Genomic DNA, 26895 nt, shown 5'->3' on the forward strand with positions numbered 1-26895 from the left:
CCTCCTCAGCGGGCGGCGGACGCCGCGCGGTGCGCGGTGCTCGCGGCGGCGGCGCTGTGTCCGATGATCGCGGCTGCCGCCGCGAAGCCGAACGCGCCGCCGGCCACCGCCGGCAGGATGGTCACGGTGTCCCCGTCGGAGAGCTTCGCGTCCAGGGCGCCCAGGAACCGGACGTCCTCGTCGTTGATGTAGACGTTGACGAAGCGGTGCAACGCGCCCTGGTCGGTGATCAGCCGGCCACGCAGGCCGGAGTACTTGCCGTCCAGGTCGGACAGGAGATCGTTCAGCGAGTCGCCGGCTCCCTCGACGACCTTGGCACCGCCGGTGTAGCTACGCAGGATGGTGGGAATGCGAACTTCGATGGCCATGACTGTTGTGCTCCTTGAGACGACGGAGTGCGGAAAAGGACTACGGACAGGCTGCTGAGCTGTGTGAAGTCAGCGGCCGGAACACTCGTAGTCGACCGTCGCCGGGCTCTGCCCGAACATGTACGACTGGACCGCGTTCGGGTCCACCGTGGCGTCGACGACCCGGATCGGCTCCTCGGTCACCACCCCGTCGACGATCCGGAACGACCGGATCTCCTCGGTGTCCGGATCGCGGGTCGAGACGAGCAGATAGTGCGCGCCCGGTTCCCCGGCGAAGGAGACGTCGGTGCGGGACGGATACGCCTCGGTCGCGGTGTGCGAGTGGTAGATGACCGCCGGTTCCTCGTCGCGGTCGTCCATCTCCCGCCACACCCGCAACTGCTCCATGGAGTCGAACTCATAGAACGTCATGGATCGGGCGGCGTTCACCATCGGGATGTGTCGAGTGGGGGTGTCGGCGCCGGCCGGGCCGGCGACCACGCCACACGCCTCGTCCGGGTGGTCCCGGCGGGCGTGCGCGACGATCGCCTCGACTATCGACCGGTCGATGCTCAGCACGACCCCAGCCTACCGCCTGTCCCGACGGCGGGGAGTGGTCGACCTCGGCCGACGAGAGTGGCCGACCTCACGCGGCCCGGTCCGGCGATCGGTGCCGACCTGTGGCAGAAATGGAAAGTCGATATCCGCCGCACCCACCCCAGCGACACCGGGTGCACGGGACCGGGTGTGGAAGAACACTGCCGACCGGTGCCCGACTGAAGGAGGCTGCGTGATGAACCAACGCCGCATCGGTACCACCGAGGTGAGCGCGATCGGGCTCGGTGGGATGCCGATGTCGATCGAGGGACGCCCGGACGAGGAGCGTTCGGTGCGTACCATCCACGCCGCGCTCGACGCCGGCGTCACCCTGATCGACACCGCCGACGCCTACCACCTGCACGCGGACGAGGTGGGACACAACGAGTCGCTGATCGCGCGAGCACTGGCCAGCTACGGCGGGGACACCTCCGGGGTGCTCGTCGCCACGAAGGGCGGGCACCTGCGCCCCGGCGACGGAAGCTGGACCCTGAACAGCTCGCCGGAATACCTCCGAAGCGCCTGCGAGGCATCGCTGAAGCGGCTCGGCGTGGAGGCGATCGGGCTCTACCAGCACCACCGCCCCGACCCCAAGGTCCCGTACGCCGACTCGATTGGAGCGGTCCGGGACCTGGTCGACGCCGGCAAGGTCCGGATGGCCGGGATCTCGAACGCGAACCCGGAGCAGATCCGGCAGGCCCGGGAGATTCTCGGCGACCGGCTGGTGTCGGTGCAGAACCAGTACTCCCCCGCGTTCCGCAGCTCGGAGCCGGAGCTGGCGGTCTGCGACGAGCTGGGACTGGCCTTCCTGCCCTGGTCCCCGCTCGGCGGGATCTCCCGGGCCGGCGAGCTGGGCAGTCGGTTCGCCCCGTTCGCCGAGGTCGCCGCCGGACGGGCGGTCAGCCCGCAGCAGGTCTGCCTGGCCTGGATGCTGGCCCGGTCCCCGGTGGTGATCCCGATCCCCGGCGCGAGCCGGCCGGAGACCATCCGCGACTCCGTCGCCGCCGCCGATCTCACTCTCGACGAGGCGGAACTCGCCGCCCTCGACCGCGTCTGAGGTGTTAGGAAGGGCCCCTTCTTATGCAAATAGCGATAAGAAGGGGCCCTTCCTTTCAGTCGATCAGGGCGGTGAGCAGCGACTCCTGGAGGTACCCGAGGTACGCGTAGACGGAGAGCTGGAACACCCGGGTCGAGGTCGGGTCGTGCAGTACCGCGTCGTCCAGTTCGTCACCGAGATCGGTGTCGGCGGAGATGTCCAGGCGTACGCCCATGGCGAGGCGGGCGTCGTTGAGGGCGCGTAGCCACGCCTCGGCAGCCTCGCCGTCGAGGCGTACCTCCCCGCCGGTCACCGGGGGCAGCGCGGCGAGCACCGCGCCCGCCTGGTCGATCTTGCCCGTCTTCAGGTCGCCCTCGGTGTAGCGGCGCAGCTCCGCGGAGTCGCCCGGATTCTCCGGGTAGGTGTCCGGGAACAGCCGCCCGACGACCGGATCGGTGTGGTCGAAGCCGTCGGTGAGCAGCCCCACCACCTCCGAGGCGACCTTGCGGAGCACCCGCACCTCGTCGGCGGCGAACGTCGCCACGCAGTGGTCGCCCTGTCGGCGAAACGTACTCACGCCCTGTCCACCGTCGCCCACAGCCCGTACGCGTGCAGTTGGGACGCGTCGTGCTCCATCCGCTCCCGAGCGCCGCTGGAGACCACGGCCTTCCCCTTGTTGTGCACGTCGAGCATCAGCTTCTCGGCCTTCTCGTGGCTGTAGCCGAAGAGTTTCTGGAACACCCAGGTCACGTAGGACATCAGGTTGACGGGGTCGTCCCAGACGATCGTCACCCATGCCCGGTCGGCGACCGGCACCTCTTCGGTGTCCGGCGCTTCGACCGGTGCAACCTGCGGAGCCGCCATGCCCCCCATCGTGCCACCGTCGGCGGCGAACCGAGGAACCGGAACGCCGACGGCCGGCGAACCGGGCCGCCCGGCGACCGAAAGCCCTGGTAGTCGGCTCGGCACTGGTCAGGCGAGCAGGCGGCCGTGTCGGACCGCCTCCGTCAGCACGCGGGTCAGCGAGCCGCGGATCGCCTCGAACCGCCGGGACACCTCACGGGAGAGTTCCAGCTCGATCTCGCACAGGGCCCGGCGCAGCCACGACCGGGCCCGGACCGGGTCCGACCGGGCCGGATTGCGCCAGTACTGGTAGCAGCCACCGGAGAGGCCGACCCCGAGCGGCGGCAGGATGGCCCCGCCGGTGCCACCGGGATAGGCCGCGAGCCCGGCCACCGCGCCGAGCCCGGGTACCACGTCGACGGCGCCGTTCTCCCGGAGCAGCAGTACCCGGTCCAGGTCCCGGGCGGCGGGGTCGTCGGCGAGGCCCCAGCCGACCGCGGCCGCCACCCTCAGCCGTACGCCCTCGTCCGGCACCTGTCCGAAGACCAGGGTGAGGGTCTCGCCGAGGATCCGGTCCACGCCCGCGTCGCAGGCGGCGACCACCTCCAGCGACAGCGCCTCGACCTCCCGGTCGAGGAAGCGGGGCAACCCGGCCGCGCCGGACCCGGAGACGATCTCCTGGACACCCCGCAGGTGGACGTTGGCCATCTCCAGCGCGATCTCCCGGCGGAGCCGGTGGGCGCAGGTACGGACCTGCCGGTCCAACCGGTCCGCCCAGTCGGACGTCCCCGCGTCCGGGGCGACCCGGACGGTACGGGTGGCGCCGGGCGCGATCGGCGGGTTCAGACTCGCCCGGCGCAGTCCCTCGGTGCTGGCCCAGTCCACCAGTGCCCGCCGCAGGTAGGCGGTGTCGGCGGCGGCCGGATCGAGGTCGATCCACTGCACTCCGGCGAGCGCCGGTACCGCGGTGACCAGGGCGGCCCTGCGCGCCTCGGGTTCCATCGGCGACCAGGTGCCGTCCGTGCCGGGCGTGCCCACCAGGAAGACGGCGGCCCCACCGGCGACCTCGGTGAGCAGGTCCAGCTCGGTGGCCGTGACCGGCTCGTCGTCGGGAAGTACGAAGAGCAGCGCGCCGCCCCGCCGGACGGCGTCGCGGACCACCCGGACGCCGGCCACGCCCAGAGTGCGGGTGTCCGGCGCGTCGACCAGGGTGAAGTGCCGCAACAGCGGGTCCGGGACGGTCAGTTCGACCCGGCGGGGCGGTCGGCCCAGGGCCGGGCCGGCACCGATGGGATCGGTCCGGTACTCCCGGGCGGCGCGGATTCCGGGCACGTAGGCGGCGCCGGTGACGGCCTGCGCGTAGTCGATCACCATGAAGCTGCCCGTGGGCGCCCGGAGCGGCGGCGCCGCCCCACCGAGCAACCCCGCGAGTACGGCCCGACGGTCGCCACCGGACGGTCCGACGGCGATCACGGCGAGCGGCTCGTGCGACGCGGGCTCGACCAGCGCCTGCTCCCGGACCACCACACGTCGGGAGGGTGCGGCTCCAGACGACTCCGGTGCCGGGACGACGGGGAGCGAGCGGGACTTCTTCAGGGTCTCCACCTCCCAGGCGACCGGGACGGCTCCGACCAGCACGGCCGGGGCGAATCACCTGAATGTCGGAACGCTACGTGTCGATGTCCATACGCTACGAGCACCAACGATACTCATGGATGCTTGACGGACTACTCAAATTCACTCAGTCACCGGGCGCGCGCTGAAGGCATACGGTCTATATGCTGCCCCGATGGAGCGGTGGAGCTTCGTTGGCCGGACGGACGAACTCAACCGGTTGGTGAGCGCCGCCACCAGCCCGGACACTCGTGGCCTGTTCTTCAGTGGAATAGCCGGCGTCGGCAAGAGCCGGCTGCTCTGGCGGTGCCTGGAGGACCTGCCGGAACTCGGCTGCGCGATCTGGTCCGCGTCGGCCAACATCGCCAGCGCCGGAATCCCGTTCGGTGGCCTCGCCCAGGTGTTGCCGGCCGACCAGCCGGCTGGTCTCTCCCCCGCCGGGATCATGCGCTGGGCCGTCGACGCGCTGCACCAGCAGGCGGCGGGCCGGCGGATCGTGATCGGCATCGACGACGCCCACCTGCTCGACCCGTCCTCGGCCGCCCTGGTCTACCTGATCGCCCGCTCCGACAACGCGACGGTGCTGGGGACGCTGCGCAGCGGCGAGCCGGTGCCGCTGCCGATCCGCGCGCTGTGGACGGACGACCTGGTGGACCATGCCGAGCTGGCTCCACTCGGCCAGGCCGACACGACCGACCTGCTCGCCGCGATGCTGGGCGACCCGGTCGACGCGCCCTCGGCGGACCGGTTGCACCGGCTGTCCGCCGGCAACGCACTGATGCTCCGGGAACTGGTCATCGCGGCGCACGCCAGCGAGGAGCTGACCCGGGCGTACGGCGTGTGGCGGTGGACCGGCCGGACCCAGTTGCCGCCCAGCCTCGACGACCTGATCGACGCCCGGATCGGCCAGCTCGACCAGGGCGTCCGGGCGGTGGTCGAGCTGGTGGCGATGGGCGAGCCGATCGGCCTGGCCCTGGTGAGCCGGGCGACCGACAGTTCCAGTGTGGAGGTGGCCGAGGAACGGGGTCTGATCCAGGTCGTCACGCACGACCGCCGCTCGGACGTCCGACTCGCGCACCCGCTCTACGGCGAGGTCGTCCGGCGACGGTGCCCGGTCACCCGCGCCCGCCGGCTCAACGCCCGGCTCGCCGACCTGGTGGAGCGGGCCGGCACCCGGCGCCGCGACGACCTGCTGCGGGTGGCGGTGTGGCGACTCGACTCGGGTACCTCTCCGGATCCGGAGCTGCTGCTGAACGCGGGCGGCCAGGCGTTCAGCCAGTTCGACGTACCACTCGCCGCCCGGCTGGCCCGGGCCGCGCTGGACGCCGGCGGCGGCTACCAGGCCGCCGAACTGCTGGCCACCATCCTGATGTTCGGCGACCGGGCCGCCGAGGCGATCGAGGTGCTGGACTCGGTGGCCGACCAGATCACCTCGGACGAGCGGCGCAGCCGGTGGCTGACCGTACGCGGCATGGTTTCCTACTGGGGTCTGAACCGGGAGTCCACGGTGGCCGAGATCGCCGCCGACGCCGAGCGGTTGACCGATCCGGCCGACCGGGCCCGGGTGGTCGCCTTCGAGGCGATCATGCGGTTGCACCGGCTCGAATGTGCCGAGGCGCTGCGGCTGAGCCGGTCCGTCCTGGACCGGCCGGCCGCCACGGTCGCCGCGCGTGGCCTGGCCCGCTGCACCATCGCGCACCTACAGGCGGCCCGGGGCGAGCTGGTGCTCAGCGGCCGGGCCGTCGAAGGGGTCGCGGCCGAGGCGGCGCAGTGGCGGGTCGAGATGCCCTACCTGCAACTCGCGTTGGAGCTGGCCCGCGGCACCCGGCTGGCCCTCGCCGGCGACCTGGCCGGGATCGACGCGATCGTCGCGGCCGAGTTCGCCGACCTGGCCGACGCGGGCGACTTCCGGCTCGGGTCCGGCTACCTGTCCATCCTGCGGGCCCAGGCGGCCCGGCTGCGCGGCCAGACCGGCGAGGCGCTCCGGACCAGTCTCGGCGCCTGCGCGGTGCTCGCCACCAGCAAGGTCTTCGCCGGCCTGGCTCATGCCGAACGGGCCCAGGCCGCGGCGATGCGCGGTGACGTGGAGTCCGCGATGGAGGCGATGGCGGAGTCCGACCGGTCGCACACCTCCGGGATGGCCATCCTCTATCCCTGGCTCGAACAGGCCCGCGCCGCCGTGCTCGCCGCCACCGGTGACCTTCCGGCGGCCGTCGCCGGACTCCGCGGACTCGTCGGCCTGCTCCAGTCCGACGGCTTCGCCGGCCACGAGGTGCTGGTCCTGCACGACCTCGTCCGGCTCGGCCGCGCCGACATCGAGATCGGCGAGCCGACCGTCACCGGGCGCCGGCAGTCCGTGGTCCAGCGGCTCACCGAGCTGAGCGAGACCGTCGACGGTCCGCTGCCGGCGCTGATGGCCCGGCACGCCCGCGCCGAGTACGGCCACTCCGGCGACCAGTTGCTCGCCGTCGCCGACGGCTTCAGCGAGCTCGATCTCAACGTCTTTGCCGCCGAGGCGACCAGTCGGGCGGTGGCCCGACTGCGGGCGGCCCGGTCGACCCGGTCACACGAGGCGAATCTCCGGCTCGCCGGCCTGCTCCGCCGCTGCGACGTGCTGCGTACGCCCGCACTCTCGACCCGCCAGCCGGCGCTGACGGAACGGGAACGGCAGATCGCCCGGCTGGCCGCCCGGGGTCTGGCCAGCCGCAACATCGCCGAGCAGCTCTACATCTCCACCCGCACGGTGGAGAACCACCTCCAGCGGGTCTACAACAAGCTCGGGGTGGCCGGGCGCGGCGAACTGTGGCCCGCACTGCGCTCGATGCCGGAGCAGGAGGGCGAACCCGATCGGTGACCGGCGACAGCGACCGGATCCGGCCGCCTAGGCTGAGCTGGTGCACAGTTCGCGCCCCGCGCTCCTGACCGACCATTACGAGCTGACGATGATCAGCGCCGCCCTGCGGGACGGCACCGCCGACCGGGCCTGTGTCTTCGAGGTCTTCACCCGCCGCCTACCGGCTGGCCGGCGGTACGGGGTGGTCGCCGGCACGACCCGACTCGTCGAACTGCTCCAGGAATTCCGGTTCGACGAGGCCGAGGTGGCTTTCCTCCGGGACACCGGGGTGGTCGACGAGGCGACCGCGACCTGGCTGTCGAAGTACCGGTTCAGCGGCGACATCGACGGCTACGCCGAGGGTGAGCTGTACTTTCCGGGCTCGCCGATCCTGACCGTCTCCGGCACCTTCGCCGAGTGCGTCCTGCTGGAGACCCTGACGCTCTCCGTGCTCAACCACGACTCGGCGATCGCGGCCGCGGCTGCCCGGATGGTGACCGCCGCCCGGGGCCGTACCCTGATCGAGATGGGCGCCCGCCGGGCGCACGAGGAAGCGGCGGTCGCCGCGGCCCGGGCCTCCTACCTGGCCGGGTTCGGCTTCACCTCCAACCTGGCCGCCGGGGCGCGCTACGGGATACCGACCGCCGGCACCGCCGCGCACGCCTTCACGCTGCTGCACGACGACGAGCCGGCCGCGTTCGCCAGCCAGGTCGCCGCGCAGGGCCGGAGCACCACGCTGCTGGTCGACACCTACGACATCGCCCAGGGCATCCGCAATGCGATCGCGGTCGCCGGCCCGGAACTGCGGGCGGTCCGGATCGACTCCGGCGACCTGGCGGTGCTGGCCCAGCACTCGCGGGAACTGCTCGACTCGCTGGGCGCCACCGAGACGAAGATCATCGTCTCCGGTGACCTCGACGAGTACGCCATCGCCGCGCTCGCCGCCGAGCCGGTCGACATGTACGGCGCCGGTACCGCCGTGGTGACCGGCTCCGGCGCACCGACCGCCGGACTCGTCTACAAGCTCGTCGAGGTGGACGGCCGCTCAGTGGTCAAGCGCTCCGAGCGCAAGGCCACCGTCGGCGGGCGCAAGACAGCCGTCCGCCGCCACAAGCCCAGCGGCACCGCCACCGACGAGATCATCGTCTCCCAGGGCACCCCCGACCCCCGCCCCGGCGACCGCCCGCTCCAACGCCCCTACGTCTCCGCCGGCAAGCCGGTCGCCCTCCCCACCCTCGCCGAGTCACGCGAACACCTACGACAGTGCCTGATCTCGATCCCCTGGGAAGGACTCAAGCTCTCAGCCGGCGACCCCACCCTCCCCGTCACGGTCGTGGGGGTGTAAGGAAGGGCCCCTTCTTATCGCTTTCTGCATAGGAAGGGCCCCTTCTTAACAGGTAAGGAGAGGTGCGACAGATGAGCCGAGCATTGATAATCGTCGATGTCCAGAATGACTTCTGCGAGGGCGGATCGCTCGCCGTCACCGGGGGCGCGGCCGTGGCCGCCGGGATCTCCCGACTGCTCGCCACCGAACCGGACCGCTGGGACCACGTGGTGGCGACCAAGGACCATCACGTGGACCCCGGCGCGCACTTCGGCGACCCGCCGGACTTCGTCGACTCCTGGCCCCGACACTGCGTCGTCGGCACCGACGGCGCGCAGTTCCACCCCGACCTGGCCCTCGACCGGGTCGGGGCGGTGTTCCACAAGGGTGAATGGGCGGCGGCGTACTCCGGGTTCGAGGGCGCCGCCGAGGGCGGTGAAGGGCTGGCCGACTGGCTGCGCCGACACTCGGTGGAGACCGTCGAGGTGGTCGGCATCGCCACCGACCACTGCGTACGGGCCACCGCCGCGGACGCCGCCCGGGAGGGTTTCGCGACCAGTGTGCTGCTCGACCTGACCGCCGGGGTCAACGGTCTGACCACCCGCGCGGCCCTGACCGCGCTGCGCGACGCCGGGGTGACCCTGCACGGCGCACCGCTGCTCGGCAGCCCCACCGGGCTGATTCGCTGGCAGGCAGGAAGCGCCGACCAGGCAGGATAGCCGGGGAGGTAACGACCCCTGATGAATCTCACGCCCTACCGGGAAGCCCTCGCGCTGCCCGGCGTACGGTCCCTGATGCTGGTCACCCTGCTGGCCCGGGTCCCCAAGACGATGACGGTCATCGCGTTGACGATGTACGTCGTGCTCGATCTTGAGCACGGGTACGCCGCCGCCGGACTGGCCGGCGCCGCGATGACGATCGGTTCCGCCGTCGGCGCACCGTTGCTGGGCCGGCTGGTCGACCGCCGTGGACTGCGACCCGTGCTCGCGCTGACCACCGTCGCCGAAGCCGCCTTCTGGTTCACCGCGCCGCTGATGCCGTATCCGGTGTTGCTCGGCGGGGCGCTGCTGGGCGGGCTGCTGTGCCTGCCCGTGTTCGGCGTGGCCCGGCAGTCGGTCGCCGCGCTCGTGCCGCCGGAGAAACGGCGTCCGGCGTACGCGCTGGACTCGATGGCCGTGGAGCTGTCGTTCATGGTCGGCCCCGCCCTCGCGGTACTGCTGGCCACCAGCGTGTCACCGAAGGCGAGCCTGCTCGTGGTCAGCGGCGGCGTCGCACTGGCCGGCGTGGCGTTGTTCTGGCTCAACCCGCCGACCCGGGCCGACCACGAGCCGCTGGACACGGCCCGGCCGGTGTCCCGGCGGGAGTGGCTGACGCCCCGGCTGCTCGGGATACTGGCCATCAGTACCGCCTCGACGCTGGTGCTCGGCGGGACCGACGTCGCCGTGGTGGCCGTGCTCCGGGCGGCGGAACAGGTCGAGTGGACCGGTCTGGTGTTGGCGATATGGGCCGTCTGCTCCCTGGTCGGCGGCTTCGTGTACGGCATGGTGTCGCGATCGGTCTCCCCGCTGCTCATCGTCACGATGCTCGGGCTCTGCACGATCCCGATCGGCTTCGGCGGTACGCAGTGGTGGTCGCTTGCTCTCGCACTGCTGCCGGCCGGGGTGCTGTGTGCACCGGCCCTCGCGGCCACCGCCAACGCGGTGAGTCAGCTCGTTCCGGCGGGCGTCCGGGGCGAGGCGATGGGCCTGCAGAATTCCGCGATCACGGTCGGCCTGGCCCTCGGTGCGCCGCTGGCCGGCGCGGTGATCGACGCCTCGGCGCCCGCCTGGGGCTTCGCCGCGACCGGTCTGATCGGCGCGCTGGTCGGGTCGGCCTTCCTCGCCGCCGAGCTGCGCAATCACCGGAGGAGGATCGCCAAACCGACCTCACCCGCGCCCACCCCGGCCACCGCCGCCGCACCCGCCGAACGGTGACCGCCGGACCGGCGACCCTGGCCGTCCATTGTCGACACTCTGGGTCCGGCGGAGTTCTTGTCGGTGCCGGGCACTAGCGTTCCGCGTGCTGCTCAGCAACGGCGGCCGGAGTCCGGCCGGAGCCGGACACATCATGCATGGCGGAGGGTGGATCAGTGGGTTGGTTGTCGGCGGGTGACTCCTACGAGATTTCCCTGATGGAAGGCAAGGTGGTCGCCAGATCGGCCGCCCGTCGGGGGACCGGCCGTCCCTTGAAGACGTTGCCGAAGGCGTTGCGGGACCATCCCGAGGTGGACCGGCTGCGTCAGCTCGCCGAGTGGCTCGACCGGCACAGCGCCGACTGCCTCGCCCGGGTCGACGCCTGGATGGTGTCCTCCCTCCCGGTCCCCGCCGGGCTGCTCGCCCGGGTCTGGCCGGACCCCGCCTGGCAGAGCGTCCTGCGCGACCTCGTCGTCGTGGGCGACGATCCCGAACAGCTGGGCCTGCTGCGGGACGTCACCGACTCAGGCGAGCTGCGGGTGGTCGACCTCGACGGGGAGACGCTGCGGATGTCGCCGCAGACGGTCACCCTGCCGCATCCCGTACTGCTGCCCGATCTGGAGGAGTTGCGGGAGTTCGTCGCGGAGCTGGGGGTGACCCAGCGGGTCGAGCAACTGCACCGGGCCACCTGGACGAAGCCATCCGACCTGCACGGGTCGGCGACGTGGGTGCCGGACTTCCGGGAGGCCCGGCTCCCCTCCCGGGCCGCCGTGACCGCCCGCGCCAGCACCCTGGGCTACCAGGCGTCCAGCGCCACCGTGAGCTGCCGAATCTACGAGGCAGGGCGGATCGTCGAGGCATCGGTCTGGATCAACGGAGAGTACTGGGAGAACCAATTGACCATGGGTGACCTGTCCTGGCGGCATCGCGACAGCCGCCCGATGCGGTTGTCGGACGTCGGGCCGGTGGCCTGGTCGGAGGGGATCCGGATGGCCGCGACCCTCTCCGGCAGCCAGCCGGTCGCCACCGGGAAGGGTGCGTGACCGCCGTGACGTCCGAGATCGAGGACCTGCTGTCGGCCGGTGCGGTGCTGCCACTCGAAGCCGGCGGCGCCGGCCAACCGGACACCGGCGGGGCCGGCGAACACGCCGTACCGCTGACCGCCCGGACCTACCGGCATCCGGTCCTGGACGACCATCCGGTGGTCCGACTGGTCCCGGCCGAGCTGGGCGACGGGGAGGACGCCGCCATGGCCTTCCTCGGCCTCGAACGAGCCGCCGACCCGGTCCTGGTCGGGCTCGGCCAACGCCAATCGCTGGGCTTCCCGGAGTGGGTCCTGGTGCGGTACCCGGACGACGGCCACCACGCGCTGGCGATCGTGCCCGAGCTGAAGCGGATCGCCCGACAGGCCCGGTCCAAGCCCAAGGCCGCGGTGGACGAATACCACGCGCTCGCCCGGCGGTTGGCCCGGTCGGTGCCGCACTTCCTACCCACCTTCTACGAGCAGGCCGGGCGGGTCTTCCTCGGCCTGGAGGAGAAGGCGTACGCGGGCCAGATGTTCGGCCGCGCCCGCAAAGCCGAGGCGGAGCACGGGCTGGGCACCGAGCCGGACCGGCTCGACTCGGTGTACCTGGAATTCGCCCTGGCGGGGGCGCTGCCCGCCACCGCGCTCGCCGGGTTCGCCAAGGAACTCGCCAGCCGACTGCCGGCCGACGAGGCACTGCGGCGGTTCTGCCAGCTGTGCGTGCGGACGGCCGCGGCCGGGATCGCGCCGTCGGTGCAGACCGCGAACGCGCTGCGCCGGCTGGTCCGCGCGGCGGACAAGGTTGCCACCGGAGGCGGCGTCTCGTCCCGGCCGACGGCGAGCGCGAGCGGAGGCACGGGCAAAGGCACGAGCGCGAGCGGAGGCACGGGCAAAGGCACGAGCGCGAGCGGAGGCACGGGCGCAGGCAAAGGCGCGGGCACAGGCACAGGCGCCGGGGCGGGCGGAGGCACGGGGCAGGCGCTCGAACGCGCGTACCTGATCGAGATGCTCGACCTGCCGGCGACCGCGCAGGCCCCGATCGGCTGGTGGCAGGCGTACCTGCCGGCGCTGGTCGCGCTGGCCGAGGCCGACCGGAGCGTACGCGGTGCCCTGCTCGACCTGATGCCACCGAACGATCCGGACGGCGACGTGCTGCCCGCCTGGCTGGAGGTGCTCACCGCGACCGGCGCGACCGACGGGCTCGTCGACTTCGGACTGCCCGCAGCCGAACGGCCGACCGACGGCTCGGCAGGCTGGCTCCGGCGGTTCCTCAAGGTGCGGCACCACTACAACTACCGGTACCCGGGCCGGTCCCCGGCGCTGTACGGGCTGGTCGAGCGGATGGCCGACGCGCTGCGCACCGAACTGGCCGCGGAGGACGGTGGGACGATCGACGCGAGCGCCGACATCGACCTGACCGACCTGATGCTGTCGCTCGACCTGCCGGTGTCCCTCCCGGGTGCCCGGATGAATATCTCGGGATGGGCCGCCGGAGTGGGACAGCGGGACCTGCTGGCTCTGGCCGGCGACGCCCGGTTCCACAAGGCCCTGCACGCAGCCCTGGACCGGTGCGACGACGAGGCCGGCCACCAGGTGATGCGCCGGCTGGCCGGATCACCGGGCGGTCGGCCGCTGCTGCTGGAGTGGGTCCGGAACCAGGCCGCCGCGCTCGGCGCTCGGGGACTGCCGCGACTCGCCGAGGCGGGCACGCTGCTCGCCTCGCTGCCCACCGAGGCACTGGTGCTGGCGCCGGACGAGGTCGCCACGGCGGCCCGCACCGACCTCACCGACGCGGTGGTCCGGAGCCTGCGCGGCGGGCTCCTGGAGGAGCTGGGCTGGCCCGCCTGGGACGAGGCGATCGCCGACGTCGTCGACCCGAAAGCCGGCCGCCGGGGGCTCGTCCTCGCGGACGCCTGGCCGTACCTGGTCGTGGCCGGGCCGGCGCGGGCACGGGTGATCGACGCCGACGGCGCGGTACTCACCCACGACCTGCGGATCCCGCAGGGCGACCTCTGGGGGGAGCCGGGCTTCCACTTCGTCGACGGCGAACTCCTGGTCTACTGGGGCTCCAACCAGCGCCACGGTGGCCTGCTGGGGTACTGGCACTCGGCGCCGGAGCAGGTGCGGCAGATGGTCGGCGACCACAACCTGTACCAGCTCCGCCGCGACGTCAGCAGCCTGCCGCTGCCCGGAGGCGGGCGGACCACCGGCGCCGGTGTGCTGCACGTCGGAGACACCGAGGTCCCGGACGAGTTCGACGTGATCGGCGATGGAACGTCGTACTGGGTACGACGGCCCGCCCGCAATGGCGAGGCCCCGCAGTGGTACGAGTACGACCCGACCACCGGGGAGTACGGCCGGCAGGGCGTGCCCGGCCGACTGGCCGACGCACTGCGTACCGCCCCGGCCGGCAGCGCCCTCAGCGACGCGCGGAGCTGGCTGCGTCCGGTCCCGTCGGACCGGGCGACCCCGCTGGGCGTACCGGTGGACGGGCTGCTCGGCTGGCGGGTGGTACGCCTGCCGGACGGGTCGTACCAGGGGCAGGACCTGGCCGGCCACACGGTCACCACGAGCCGGGGCATACCGGCGGGTGCGCTGCGGCTACCCGGAGACGACCGGCTGCGGATCCTGCTGGAGGACTCGCGGCTGGCCGACCCGGACGGGATCGTGATCAGCAGAGCGACGCTCGGCGGATCACCGATCCAGTACACCCGGGCGCAGGTCCCCCTTCCGCCGCAGCGGTACCGGCACCAGCTCCGGCCCCGCGACCCGGAGGGTTCCGCCGCGCTGCGCCGGATCGACCGGGACACCGTCGCGACCCTGCTCAAGGGCGCCGACAGGCCGAAGGAACTCCCCGCGCTGATCCGCTCGACGCTGCCGCAGGTCACCGACGACGTGCTGGTGGCCGGGGTGGCCGAGGTGCTGCGGTTCGCCACCACCAGCCAGAGCACCCTCCGTCGGGTGGCGGACCGGCTCGCGGGGGCACTGGCCGAGGAGGTACCGGAGGAGGATCCGCCGGGCCCGAGCGACTCCGCACTCCGTACGGCCCTGAACGGCTTCGCCGACGTGTACTACTGGACGGCGCAGGAGAAGCTCGACCATGCCTTCCGGCAACTGCGGGCGATGCGCAGGGCCATGGACAGACCCGAGTCCGACCCCGGCGTCCGGTTGCACACCGAAGGGCCGGAACTGTCACACTCCATAGTTGATCTGCTGGCCCTGCTCGGCTGGTGTACGGGGATCGCGTACCGGGCGGCGGCCGCGACGACTCCGGCCGAGGACCGGGAGGTGCTCCGTGCCCTGCTGACCGAGCTGAACGGGCTCGGCCTGGTCACCGCCGCCGAGGCGGCCCGGTGGCGACGGGTCCACCTCGACTTCCCCGACCGTCACCTGCCGCCCATGAGCAGCGGGCGTATGCACCAGCATCGTTCGCTGCTACCGCTGTCCGGTGGCCGGTTCATCGCCGTACTGGACCACACCGCGACGACGTTCACCGGCAGCGAACTCGGCGGGCTGTACCACGATCCGTCCGGAGAGTTCGCCGTGCCGGCCCCGTACACCGTGCTCTCCTCGACGCCGGTCGGCGATGCCCGACCGGCGGGTTGGATGGCCGAGTTCCTGGCCGAGTGGGCCCGGCGCGGCCCGCTGCCGTGGCGGCCCGCCGCCGCCGACGAGTTCGCCGAACTGACCGGGGTGAGCCGGGCGGTGGCCCGGCTGGTGCTGGCCGGGCTCTTCCAGGTCAACAGCGCCGAGCCGATGCCGGCCGAGGCCCGGGAGACCCTCGGGCTCAAGTCCACCGAGGTCACCCTCGCCCGTTCACAACTCACCAGGATCGACGGGAACGTCCGGCGGGCCGTCGTCACGGCGCTGGTCCCCGACGACCCGACCCGGCTCTGGACGGAAGGCCCGGACGTCGCCGCCGCCGCACAGGTCTGGAACGACGCGGTCGGTCGGCGGCCCAGGATTCCCGAGGAACTCCTCGCCGACGCGCTCCGGTCGGTCAGGCTGAGCTGGAGCGTGGACTGGGCGCTGGCCGGGCTGCTGGAGCCGGACGCGTCCCCCGAACTCCGCAACGATCTGACCTGGGTGCTGCAACAGGACCAGTTCGTCCCGCGGGAACCCTCGGCGGTCGGATTCACCGCCGCGACCCTGGTCGGCGCCGTCGGCACCGCCGCCTGGACCGCCCACCGGGTTCCGGCGGGGGATCCCGTCCGGGCCGCGCTGCCGGCCGCGCTCGTCGCGGTACGGGAACGGCTGGCCAACCCCGAACTGATGCTCACCTTCGACTGGTACGCCCGGCTCGACGCCTTCCGCAAGGTCGCCGGGGCACCGTCGGAGACGGGCGACGGTTGGGAGCGGTACGGCGCCGTCGTCCTGGCCACCCACGACGACCAACCCCTGCCGGCCATCCGGGTGGCCCTGCTCGACGACAGCGGCGACGACCCGTACCTGCCGGTGCTGCGCGGCGGCACGCAGCAGATGTCCGACCCGGAGGTGGCCCTGCGGACCGCCCGGGACCCGTGGTTCGCCGCACTGCTGGCCGACCCGGGCGAACCGGTCGCCGGAACCCGGGACCCGGACGGTACGTGGTGGCCGCAGGATCCGAGCCGATCGGTCCCCGAGCTGGTCGCCGAGGTGGTCGCCGAGTACGGGCTGGGCGACGACGCCGCCGCGCTGTACCTGATGCTGCTGGCCATGCCCGATCCGACCGACCGGAACGTGGCCCGGTGGACCGGCTGGAAGCCCGCCCGGCTCCGGGCCAGCCGCGCCGAACTGGCCGACACCGACCTGGTGATCCAGGCCAGCCGCTCCCGGGCGGGACGCACCCTGTTCCTTCCCGGCGTCTGGCTGGAGCATCGCAGCCCACGGCTGCCGATCGAGCAGTGGAAGATCCCGCTGTTCGCGCTGCCGGGCCAGCCCGACGTCCCGCTCGGGTTGGCCGTGCCGTTCGCACCCGCGCCGGAGATCTACCGGCGGGCCTGGCAGCGGATCAGGGGCGGCGACGCCCCCCGGCTCGAACAGTTGCAGACCCCCCGTACCCGGAAGCCGAGGAACCCGTGACCGTGAGCGCACAGACGACAGACCCGACGGCAGGGCCGACGACAGACCTGACGACGGGCCCCGGCGGGACTTCGGACGGCTGGCAGGTCCTGCCGGCCGAGCGACGGTTCGCCGCCGAGCTGGCCTTCCTCGCCGCGTACGACGACGGCCCCCGGCCACCCGGATGGGCGCTGACCCCACGTGCCGTGGTCACGTTCATCCAGGGCAGCGACGGCGAACCGCTCGCCCTGGCCAAGGAGCGGCGTACCGGTCCGGACGGCGGCGAACTGCCGGCCACCCTGGTCATCCCGGCCAAGTTCGTCGGCGAGCGGGTGCTGGTGGAGCGGTGCGTGGTCACCCTGGCCGGCGAACGCGGACTGTTGCTGGTCGGTGAACCGGGCACCGCCAAGTCGATGCTCTCCGAACTGCTGGCAGCGGCGGTCTGCGGCACCAGCGCGCTGACCGTGCAGGGCACCGCCGGAACCACCGAGGACGCCTTCCGGTACGGCTGGAACTACGCGCTGCTGCTGGCCCAGGGTCCGACCCGGCAGGCACTGGTCGAGTCCCCGGTGCTCACCGCGATGCGGACGGGTCGGGTGGCGCGGATCGAGGAGGTCACCCGCTGCCTGCCGGAGGTGCAGGACGCGCTCGTGTCGATCCTGTCCGACCGGCGGATCAACGTACCCGAGCTCGCCGACACCCCCGCCGGGGTGCTGCCGGCGGCTCCGGGCTTCACCGTGATCGCGACCGCGAACCTGCGTGACCGGGGCGTGTCGGAGATGTCGGCCGCGCTCAAGCGCCGCTTCAACTTCGAAACCGTCGGACCGATCGCCGATCCGGTGACCGAGATGGAGTTGGTCCGCCGGCAGGCCGTCGCCGCCGTGGCGCGGGCCGGCGCCGCGTACGCGGTGGACGACAGCGTGCTCGACGCCCTGGTCACGGTGTTCCGCGACCTGCGGTCCGGGCGGTCGGCCGAGGGCTGGGACGTGGAGCGACCGAGCACGGTGATGTCCACCGCCGAAGCGGTGCAGGTGGCCGCCGCACTCGGCCTGAGTTCGGCCTACCTGCCGGCGGGGGACGTGCTCGACCTGCTGCCCGGACACCTGCTCGGGGTGGTGCGCAAGGACGACCAGGCCGACCACGGCCGGCTCGTCGGCTACTGGGACGGCCCGGTACGGCGGCGTGCCGAGGAGGGGGCACCGATGTGGCGCCGGCTCTGGGACCTGCGGGAGACGCTGAGGTGACCAGGGCAGCGACGTCGGACCCGCGAGAGGCGATCGAGGCGCTCGCCGGATCGGTCCAGCCCTTCCTGATCGGGGTACGGCACCACAGCCCCGCGTTGGCGGCCCTGGTGCCGGCACTTCTCGACACCGCCGCGCCCGACGTGCTCTGCATCGAGCTGCCGACCGACTTCCAGTCCTGGCTGCCCTATCTGGCCGACCCGGCAACCCGGGCGCCGGTCGCGTTGACCGGGGCCCGTGACGACGGGCGACTCGGCTTCTATCCGTTCGCCGACTTCTCCCCCGAGCTGGCCGCGATCCGGTGGGCCCGGGAACGCGGCGTCGAGGTGGTCTGCTGCGATCTTCCGCTCACCGAACCGGGCTGGTCGTCGTCGACCGGCACCACGGAAGTGGTCACCGCGCCGGACCCGGCCACCACGCCGGCCTTCGCCACCGCGCTCGCGGCCACCGGTACCGGCCGGCACGACGACGACCTGTGGGACCGGACCGTCGAGGTACGGGCCCCGGGCTGTCCCCCCGAGGCGGTACGCCGGGCCGCCCTCGGCGTCGGCTGGGCGATGCGGCAGGACGCGGCGACCGCACACGGCGTACCGGCCCGGGACCTGGCCCGCGAGGAACACATGCGGCGGGTGCTCGGGGAGGCTGCTGCCGGCGGTCGCCGGGTCGCCGCCGTCGTCGGCTCGTTCCACGCCGTCGCACTGCTCGGATCGACCGGCACCGCCCCGACCAGCGGAGCAACAGACACGGCGGCGGCCAGCACCGCCCCCACCAGCGGAGCGGCGGACACCGCGGCGACCGACACCGCCCCCACCACCGCGGCGGCGGACACCGTCACCGTCTCGCTCGTCCCCTATGCCTTTGACCTGCTCGACTCCCGTTCCGGTTACGCGGCCGGGATTCGCGACCCGCGTTGGCAGCAGGCGGTCTTCCTGGCCGGCGGCGATCCGGAGCGGATCCGGACCGCCGCCGCCCGGGCGGTCACCGACGTGTGCCGGGCACTCCGGACGGTGGGACACACCGCCGGTACCGGCGAGGCCGCCGAAACCCTACGGGTGGCCGAGGACCTGGCCCGACTGCGTGCCCTGCCCGCACCCGGGCGGGGGGAGCTGCTGGAGGCGGTGACCACGGTGCTCGGCCAAGGAGAACTGCTCGGCCGGGGGCGGGCCCTGGCCCGTGCGCTGGAAACGGTGCTGGTCGGCGCCGAGCGGGGGCGTACGGCCCCGGGGACGCCCCGGTCCGGGCTCGGGCCGTCGGTGGAGGCCGAACTCGTCGAGTTGCGGCTGCCGAATCCCGCCGATCCGGCGTCCCGGGAACTCCGCCTCGATCCGCTCCGGTCCATGCTGGACGGTCGTCGTGAGATCATGCTGCGCCGTCTGAGGACGTGCGGAATCGACTACGGCGAGCCGACCGAGGTGGCCGGCATCGGAGACGGCTCGGCGTTGACCACCCGGTGGCGGGTCTCCTGGACACCGTCCGTACCGGCCCTGCTGGATCTGGTCGGCGTACGTGGCGTCACGGTGCGCCTTGCCACGGCCGGCACGCTGCGGGCGCGATTCCACCGGGAGTCCGCCGACGGTGGACCCACCTGCGCGGAGGTCCTGGCCGGGCTGGAGGACTCGGCCCGGTGTGATCTGCCCGACCTGGTCGACGACCGGCTCGACCGGGCCGCCGCAGTGCTACCGGCCGCCGGCACCCTCGCCGAACTGCTCACCGCACTCGACCTGGTGGAGGCGCTGCGCCGGCAGCACCTACCGGGCACCACCGCCGACGGGCGGGAGCGGGCCGGCGAAATGGGCACGGTACTGCTGGACGCGGCGGTTCGGGGGCTGCCCGGACTCGCCGGCAGTGATCAGCCGGAGGAGGCCGCCGCACTGGTCGCGCTCGCCGTACGGGCCGGCGAGCACCGGTTGGGGCTGCGCCTCGACGATGTCCTGGCGGAGCTGGCCCGTACCGGGTCACCTCTGGTGCAGGGGGCCGCTCTGGCGGCGCGGGTACTGCTCGACCTCGACACCCCGGAAACCCTGGGCGTCCGTGGGGCCGGCTGGATCGACGCCGGTACGGATCCCGCCGCGCGGCGCCGACTGCTCCACCTGCTGGGCGGCCTGCTGACGGCCGCCGGGCCACTGCTCCAGGCCGCTCCGGCCGCGCTCGACCCGTTGCTCGACCGGGTCGAGCGGTTGACCGACCAGGATTTCCTGGACCGGTTGCCGGCGTTGCGCGGCGGCTTCGACACGCTGACGCCGGTGGCCCGGGAACAACTGCTGGGCACCGTGACCGGGCGCCTCGGCGACCGGATCGACCTCACCCTCTCCGCCCCGCCCGCCGTGCTGGCCCGCTGGAGCGCGGCTGACGCCGCCGGACACGCCGCGCTCCGCGCCCTGGGCATTCCGCTGCCCGGGTTGCCCGACGTGCGGCCGACCGGCACCGGACCAACCACCACCGTGCCGGCCGCCACCGGCGCCGAGGACGCCCAGGAGGCCGAACCCGAAGGCGCGGGATCCGTCGACGGCGGGACGGCCGGAACGGTGGCCGTGGGCGGCGGCGCGACGGATCAACTGCCGGAGGTACGGCTCGGTCCGGCCGACCGCTGGCGTCTGCTGCTCGGCCGGGAGGCCGAACGGCTGCCGGACGACGTCCGGCGACACGCGCGTGCCCTGGACGAGTTGTACGGAACGGGCCGGGGCGAAGGAGCCGCCGACGTTGGTCAGGGCTCCTCCTCCGGCGGTGCGGGCCAGGGCGCGTCCTTCCCGACGGCGAGGGAGTGGGCGGACGAACTGGAGGCCCTGTTCGGCGCGGGCATCCGGGAGGAGGTGCTCGCCCGAGCGGCCGAGAACGGTCGGAGCGACGTCCTCACCGAACTCGACCCGGACGCCGTACGCCCGTCGGTGCAGTTGTTGACCTCGGTCCTCTCGCTCGCCGGTGGCCTGCCCGAACAGCGGCTGGCCCGGTTACGGCCACTCGTCCGGCGTCTCGTCGACGAACTCGCCCGGGAACTCGCCAGTCAACTGAGGCCCGCGCTGTCCGGACTGACCACGCCCCGGCCGACCCGTCGCCCGGGTGGCCGGCTGGACCTCGCCCGTACCCTGCGGGCCAATCTGGCACACACCCGGCGGCTCGCGGACGGCCGGACGGTGGTGCTGCCGGAACGGCCGGTGTTCCACACCCTCGTCCGGCGCGAGGCCGACTGGCGGTTGATCCTCGTGGTCGACGTCTCCGGGTCGATGGAGGCGTCTGTGGTGTGGTCGGCGCTGACCGCCGCCGTGCTGGGCGGGGTACCCACGCTGTCCACGCACTTCCTCGCCTTCTCGACACAGGTGATCGACCTGACCGACCGGGTGAGCGATCCCCTCTCGCTGCTGTTGGAGGTACGGGTCGGCGGCGGAACGCACATCGCCGCCGGGCTCGCCCAGGCCCGGTCCCTGGTGACCGTGCCGAGCCGGACGATCGTCGTGGTGGTCAGCGACTTCGAGGAGGGCTACCCACTCGCCGGGCTGCTCGGCGAGGTACGGGCGCTGGCGAACTCGGGTGTCCACCTGCTCGGCTGCGCCGCGCTGGACGACGGGGGCGTCCCGCGCTACTCGGTGCCGATCGCCCAGCAACTCGTCGCGGCCGGAATGCCGATCGCCGCGCTCAGCCCGCTCGAACTCGCCCGTTGGGTGGGCGACCGGCTACGTGGAGGATCCCGGTGACGCATTCGCTGCCAGCCGACCCGCCGGACTCCGTCGGGGACGCGCTGCCGCCGGTGGCGCCGCAGGTTGTCGCCGCAGTCACCGCGGATCTCACCCCCCGGCTGGCCAGGAAACTCGATGCGACGATCGAACGGGTCGGCGCGGCTCCGCGCAGCACGGGGCCGGACGGGCTCCGGATCGAGTACGGGCCGGACGCGATTGTCACCCTCACGCCCGCACCGTCCGGTGTGATCACCGACGCGGACCAGGTCCGATGTGGTTGTCTACTGGCTCCCCGCTGTCTGCACCGCGCGGCCGTGCTCGGGGCCTGCCCGGTCGCCGATCCGGCCATGCTGCCCTCGCCGTCTGACGCCCCGAGCAGCACCGCCACGAGCAGCACCGCCACCACGACCGCGTCGAGCAGCACCGCCCCAAACGGCGCCGCCACCGCTGCCGCCCCGAACGCCGGCAGCGGCGGTACCGCCACCCCCGGCGACTCCGACACTGACACCTCGATCGCTGGCGACGGGAATGCCCCGCCGACCGTCACCGGCCGTACCACCCGGAGCGGCGGCCCGACGGCCGCGCAGCGGGTCGCGGCGACCGGGCTGTGGCGGGCCGGTGTGGCGGTACTCGCCGCCGGGGTGCCGGCCGCCGGCGCCGTGCTCCAGGCCGAACTACTGCGGTCCGCGCACAGCGCCCGACTGGCCGGGCTGCCCCGGGCGGAGAACGCGGCGCTCCGGGCGGTGCGTGGTCTACGGGCCGCGCGGGCCCGGCACGACAGTCATCGGCTGGCCGACCTGGTCGTGGTGCTGCACGAGGTCCTGCTCACCTCGGCGCGGCTCGCCGCTGGCGACGCCGATCCGGCCCTGATCGGAGTGAGCCGACGCAGCTACCGCCCGGGCGGCGGCCTACGGGTGTCCGGGGTGTGCCGTGAGCCGGTGATCAGCGCGACCGGCTACGCGGGTGTGGTCACCCATCTCCGTTCGGAGGACGGACGCTGGTTCTCCGTCGTCGACGTGCAGCCGGGCGGGCCGGACCGGGCTCGGGCCTGCGGGAACGCGGCGGTCGAGGTGGGGCTGGCCGCCGTCAACCATGCCCAGCTCGCTCGCGGCGGCCTGCTGATCTCCGGAGCGACAGTGTCGCCGGACGGCCGGCTCGGCGCCGGACGAGGAGTTCGTGCCATCCCGGTCAACGGTTCCGGCTGGTCGGCGGGTCCGCCCGCGGAACTGTTCACCCGACCACTCGCGGAGGCGGTACGTGCCCAGCTCGGCACCGCCCCGGGGCAGGCCGGGAACGGTTCCGACGCCCAGCTCGGTGCCGCAGCGGACGGTCCCGGCGGCCCGGAACTCCTCGGCTGTGACCTGGTGGTGCTCGGCGCGTCCGGTGACCATCTGCTCGCCCGAGAGTTGTCGGCGGCCGCAACCCCGCCGGTCACCGCGACCGGGCCGGTGATCCGGCTCGTGCCGGCCGACTCCCATCCCGAGCTGGCCCACCTGGCCAACCTGCGCCGGCTCGCGTCCCGGCCGGGTCTGCGGATCCGGGTGGTCGGCCGGCTGGACACCGAGCGGGCCAGCACGCTCCGCCCGCTCGCGGTCGGTCCGGTGCCCGGGGCCGAGCCGACGCTACGCCTGCCCGAGCAGTGGCTCGATCACGCGGATCTCGGGTACGACCTGCTCCAGGGCGGACACCTTCCCCCGGTGGGAGCGGAGCCGCCGGACGTACCGATCGGTCAACCCGGGCCGGACCTGGTGGCGGCGTCTCCGCTGTGGCGGGTACGCCGGTTGGTGGAGTTGGCCGTGGCCGGTGGTCGGCGGACCGTCGGGGAGGCCGCCCGGGGCGACGGTTCGGGGCTGACGGCGCCGCTACGCCGGGCCGGCTTCGCGGTGGCCGCCCAACTCGCCTCCGCACTGGGCGCCGAATCCGATCGTCACGGCCGGGACGCCTTCGGCCGGCTCACCGACCCCGATCCGGACCGGTACGCCTGGGCCTGGGTCGCGGCGGCCACCCACCTCGCCGTCGCGGAACGGGAACTCGTGCGGGCATCCTGGACGGACCCGTCGCACGTCTGACGGGCACCGCCAACCCGTCGCAACGTCTGACGGGCACCGGATTCAGCTGCGGGAGTCACGGAGGCCGGACCGGTTCGTCGAATACGAGGCGGCGGGCCCGGGCGGCGCGAAGGCGACGACAGTTCGGTGAAACGGCTCGCGGCCGGTGCCGGAGAACGGGTCTCCGGTACCGGCCGCGGCGCGGAACCGAGTCGGCTACTGCCGGTCGATGTTGCTGGCGGTGTCCTCGGTGTAGCTGGCGCCATGGTCGGACTCGCTGGTCAACGGCTTGGCGCCGCCCTCCGGCGGCCCGGCGAGCGACTGTCCACCGGCGGCCAGTTCCGGGAACTTGGCGTCGAACGCCGGCCGCTCGGAGCGGATCCGGGGCATCCGGTCGAAGTTCCGCAACGGCGGCGGCGAACTGGTCGCCCACTCCAGCGAGTTACCGTGACCCCACGGGTCGTCAACCTCGACCACCGGGCCGGACTTGTACGACTTCCAGACGTTGTAGATGAACGGCAGGGTCGAGATACCGGTGATGAACGAGCCGATCGTGGAGATCGTGTTCAGCGTGGTGAACCCGTCCGTCGGCAGGTAGTCGGCGTACCGCCGGGGCATGCCCTCGTTGCCGAGCCAGTGCTGCACCAGGAACGTGGTGTGGAAGCCGATAAAGGTCAGCCAGAAGTGCACCTTGCCGAGCCGCTCGTCGAGCATCCGGCCGAACATCTTCGGGAACCAGAAGTAGATGCCGGCGTACACCGCGAAGACGATGGTGCCGAAGAGGACGTAGTGGAAGTGCGCCACCACGAAGTAGGAGTCCGAGACGTGGAAGTCGACCGGGGGGCTGGCCAGCAGCACGCCCGTCAGGCCACCGAAGAGGAAGGTGACCAGGAAGCCGACCGACCAGAGCATCGGCGTCTCGAAGCTGATCTGGCCGCGCCACATCGTGCCGATCCAGTTGAAGAACTTCATGCCGGTCGGGACCGCGATCAGGAAGCTCAGGAACGAGAAGAACGGCAGCAGCACCTGACCGGTGGCGAACATGTGGTGTGCCCACACGCTCATCGAGAGCGCCGCGATGGCGATGGTCGCGCCGACGAGCCCCTTGTAGCCGAAGACCGGCTTGCGGGAGAAGACCGGGATGATCTCGCTGATGATGCCGAAGAACGGCAGCGCGACGATGTACACCTCGGGATGCCCGAAGAACCAGAACAGGTGCTGCCAGAGCATCGGGCCGCCGGTCTCCGCGTCGAAGACGTGGGCACCGAGGATCCGGTCCGCGGCGAGGGCGAACAGCGCCGCCGCGAGCAGCGGGAAGACCATGATCACCAGAAGGCTGGTGACCAGGATGTTCCAGGTGAAGATCGGCATCCGGAACATCGTCATGCCGGGCGCGCGCAGGGTGAGGATCGTGGTGATCATGTTGACGCCACCGAGGATCGTTCCCAGACCCGAGATGGCCAGGCCGACGATCCACATGTTCGCGCCGACGCCGGGCGAGTGCTCGACATTGCTCAGCGGGGTGTACGCGAACCAGCCGAAGTCCGCCGCGCCGCCCGGGGTGACGAAGCCGCCCAGGGCCAGCGTCCCGCCGAACAGGTAGAGCCAGTAGGCGAAGCTGTTCAGCCGGGGGAACGACACGTCCGGCGCGCCGATCTGGATCGGCACCACGAAGTTCGCGAACGCGAAGACGATCGGCGTCGCGAAGAAGAGCAGCATGATCGTGCCGTGCATGGTGAAGAGCTGGTTGTACTGCTCCGGCGAGAGGAACTGGAGTCCCGGCCGGGCCAGCTCGGCGCGCATCAGCAGCGCCATCAGGCCACCGATCATGAAGAACGCGAACGCCGTGACCATATACATGATCCCGATTTGCTTCGCGTCCGTCGTACGCAGCAACCGCGCGATTGCCGAGCCCTTGACCGGCTGGCGTACCGGCCATGGCCGGGTCACGATCGGCTTTGGTGCGACGGTGGTCACGAGTGGCCTCCGGTTCTCGTTAGTCCCACTCGGCACGCGCTGTTGATCTGCGGGCCGTACCTCGGAGGCAGAATAGTCCCCGCCAGCGGCGGGTCCGGCGTCGGGTACGACTTGACCCGCGCGCGTCGTCGCGTGAGGCGCTTCCGGCCCGACCGGCCGGGTTGACCAGCGGGCTCACGCCGGGGCGACGAGTAGCCGGTAGTGCTCCCGGAAGATCCGTCCACCACGGTCACGCAACAGCGGGTCGCGCAGCGCCGGCGGTACGTCCCTGGTCCGGTCGCGGTCACGGGTCCGGTCCAGCACCCATTTGATCCGTGGCCGGCGCCGGCTCTCGTACCCGCTCAGCGCCTCCGGCACCGTCATCGACCGGCACAGCGCCCGGGCGAGGACCAGCGCGTCCTCGAGCGCCATCGCGGCCCCCTGGGACAACGTCGGCGCCGTGGCGTGCGCAGCATCACCCACCAGCACCACCCGACCCCGGGACCAGCGCCCCAGCTGCACCTCGTCGGTACGGGCGACGTGCACCTGCTCCACCGCGTCCAGCACGGCCGGCACCGGGCCGCCGTACTCGCCGAACAGCTCGCGGACCCGGGCCAGCGGATCCGCCGGCAGGTCGGTGCCCGCCTCGTCGGCGTAGCAGTACAGCCGGCCGGCACCCATCGGCACGACGACGAACGCGGCCCGCTCGCCGAGCAGCCCGGTCCACTCCGCGATCCGGGGCCCGCCGGTGACGACGCTGCGGTAGACGACCTGTCCCGCCGGCCGGGGCGGGCCGCCGAGCGCGGCCAGTGCGCGTACCGCCGAACGCCGGCCGTCGGCACCGATCACCAGGTCGTACTCGGCCTGGCGGTCGCCCGCGAAGGTGACCGTCACGGTGTCGCTGCCGACGTCCAGCGCCCGTATCTCGGTGCCGTACCGGACCTCGCCGCCGGCACCGGTGAGCAGCACCCGGTGCAGGTCGGCGCTGGGGAGCGCCCGGCACTCGCCGACGCCCGCCCAGAGTTTCCCGAGATCGACCTCGCACAGCTCCCGACCCTGCATGTCGCAGAAGCGCTGCCGCTCGATGACCTGACCGAGTGGACGTACCGGGCCGTCCAGGCCGATCTCCCGCAGCGCCCGCTCGGCGTTGCCGGGCAGGTAGATGCCGGCTCCGGCGGCTCGGGACGCGGGCAGCCGCTCGGTGACCTCCGGCCGGAATCCTGCCAGCCGAAGCGCACGGGCGACCGCCAGACCGGCGATGCCCGCGCCAACGACGAGAATGCGCAGGGTGGATCCGGCCATTTGGTGACGCCTCCGGAGGGATCGGCACGCGTTGAAGGCAAGACACTACTCCGCGCTATCGCCTCAG

General features: G+C 72.7%; 17 protein-coding genes. 10 read left to right on the forward strand and 7 right to left on the reverse strand.

Annotated elements, in window-relative coordinates; translation table 11 throughout:
* Positions 1-5: 5 nt before the first annotated feature.
* A complete protein-coding gene (locus tag ACFP2T_RS16865; RefSeq protein ID WP_377422486.1) occupies positions 6-368 on the reverse strand; it encodes a MoaD/ThiS family protein in 363 nt (120 codons plus the stop codon).
* A gap of 69 nt (positions 369-437) precedes the next feature.
* Positions 438-926, reverse strand: coding sequence for a M67 family metallopeptidase (locus ACFP2T_RS16870; protein WP_377422488.1), 489 nt, complete (start codon positions 924-926; stop codon positions 438-440).
* Positions 927-1140: 214 nt separating this feature from the next.
* On the opposite strand from ACFP2T_RS16870, the gene ACFP2T_RS16875 reads away from it, so the two are divergent.
* Entirely contained in the window at positions 1141-2001 is an 861-nt protein-coding gene (locus tag ACFP2T_RS16875) for an aldo/keto reductase (RefSeq protein ID WP_377422490.1), read from the forward strand.
* A gap of 55 nt (positions 2002-2056) precedes the next feature.
* Here the strand turns inward: ACFP2T_RS16875 and ACFP2T_RS16880 are convergent, their stop codons facing one another.
* The 3 genes from ACFP2T_RS16880 to ACFP2T_RS16890 all read right to left on the reverse strand — a co-directional run bounded on the left by ACFP2T_RS16880 (position 2057) and on the right by ACFP2T_RS16890 (position 4461).
* Entirely contained in the window at positions 2057-2578 is a 522-nt protein-coding gene (locus ACFP2T_RS16880) for a DUF2017 domain-containing protein (protein ID WP_377422492.1), read from the reverse strand.
* Positions 2554-2844 (reverse strand): ATP-dependent Clp protease adapter ClpS, encoded by a 291-nt coding sequence (gene clpS, locus ACFP2T_RS16885; protein ID WP_377422494.1) that lies wholly within the window; start codon positions 2842-2844, stop codon positions 2554-2556. The genes ACFP2T_RS16880 and clpS overlap by 25 nt, the downstream gene beginning before the upstream one ends.
* Before the next feature lie 108 nt (positions 2845-2952).
* Positions 2953-4461 (reverse strand): hypothetical protein, encoded by a 1509-nt coding sequence (locus ACFP2T_RS16890; RefSeq protein ID WP_377422496.1) that lies wholly within the window; start codon positions 4459-4461, stop codon positions 2953-2955.
* A 151-nt stretch (positions 4462-4612) separates the two neighbouring features.
* Here ACFP2T_RS16890 and ACFP2T_RS16895 point away from each other — a divergent pair, with 151 nt between their 5' ends.
* From ACFP2T_RS16895 to ACFP2T_RS16935, 9 genes are all read left to right on the forward strand, one after another.
* The gene (locus tag ACFP2T_RS16895; protein ID WP_377422498.1) at positions 4613-7291 is read left to right on the forward strand and encodes a LuxR C-terminal-related transcriptional regulator; all 2679 of its coding nucleotides are present in this window, start codon (positions 4613-4615) and stop codon (positions 7289-7291) included.
* Between the two features lie 40 nt (positions 7292-7331).
* Complete coding sequence (locus ACFP2T_RS16900) at positions 7332-8615, forward strand: nicotinate phosphoribosyltransferase (RefSeq protein WP_377422500.1); 1284 nt, start codon at positions 7332-7334, stop codon at positions 8613-8615.
* Between the two features lie 71 nt (positions 8616-8686).
* Positions 8687-9313: an isochorismatase family protein gene (locus ACFP2T_RS16905; protein ID WP_377422502.1), complete on the forward strand. Its 627-nt coding sequence runs from the start codon at positions 8687-8689 to the stop codon at positions 9311-9313.
* A gap of 21 nt (positions 9314-9334) precedes the next feature.
* Positions 9335-10567 (forward strand): MFS transporter, encoded by a 1233-nt coding sequence (locus tag ACFP2T_RS16910; RefSeq protein WP_377422504.1) that lies wholly within the window; start codon positions 9335-9337, stop codon positions 10565-10567.
* A gap of 197 nt (positions 10568-10764) precedes the next feature.
* Positions 10765-11589 carry a DUF4132 domain-containing protein gene (locus ACFP2T_RS16915; protein WP_377422506.1) on the forward strand — a complete coding sequence of 275 codons (825 nt, stop codon included), beginning with the start codon at positions 10765-10767 and terminating at the stop codon, positions 11587-11589.
* Positions 11586-16631, forward strand: coding sequence for a hypothetical protein (locus ACFP2T_RS16920; RefSeq protein ID WP_377422508.1), 5046 nt, complete (start codon positions 11586-11588; stop codon positions 16629-16631). The genes ACFP2T_RS16915 and ACFP2T_RS16920 overlap by 4 nt, the downstream gene beginning before the upstream one ends.
* A 47-nt stretch (positions 16632-16678) precedes the next feature.
* Positions 16679-17854: an ATP-binding protein gene (locus tag ACFP2T_RS16925; protein ID WP_377422875.1), complete on the forward strand. Its 1176-nt coding sequence runs from the start codon at positions 16679-16681 to the stop codon at positions 17852-17854.
* Positions 17851-21540 (forward strand): vWA domain-containing protein, encoded by a 3690-nt coding sequence (locus tag ACFP2T_RS16930; RefSeq protein WP_377422510.1) that lies wholly within the window; start codon positions 17851-17853, stop codon positions 21538-21540. The genes ACFP2T_RS16925 and ACFP2T_RS16930 overlap by 4 nt, the downstream gene beginning before the upstream one ends.
* Positions 21537-23591 carry a hypothetical protein gene (locus ACFP2T_RS16935; RefSeq protein WP_377422512.1) on the forward strand — a complete coding sequence of 685 codons (2055 nt, stop codon included), beginning with the start codon at positions 21537-21539 and terminating at the stop codon, positions 23589-23591. Before ACFP2T_RS16930 ends, ACFP2T_RS16935 begins: the two co-directional genes overlap by 4 nt.
* 195 nt (positions 23592-23786) lie before the next feature.
* On the opposite strand, the gene ctaD is transcribed toward ACFP2T_RS16935, so the two are convergent.
* Together ctaD and ACFP2T_RS16945 are read right to left on the reverse strand one after the other, a co-directional pair.
* Positions 23787-25547, reverse strand: a complete 1761-nt coding sequence (ctaD, locus tag ACFP2T_RS16940) for an aa3-type cytochrome oxidase subunit I (RefSeq protein WP_377422514.1) — start codon at positions 25545-25547, stop codon at positions 23787-23789.
* 174 nt (positions 25548-25721) lie between these two features.
* A complete protein-coding gene (locus ACFP2T_RS16945) occupies positions 25722-26828 on the reverse strand; it encodes an FAD-dependent monooxygenase (protein WP_377422515.1) in 1107 nt (368 codons plus the stop codon).
* Positions 26829-26895: the final 67 nt, after the last annotated feature.

The sequence above is a fragment of the Plantactinospora solaniradicis genome (assembly GCF_042658085.1).
Classification (GTDB): domain Bacteria; phylum Actinomycetota; class Actinomycetes; order Mycobacteriales; family Micromonosporaceae; genus Plantactinospora; species Plantactinospora solaniradicis.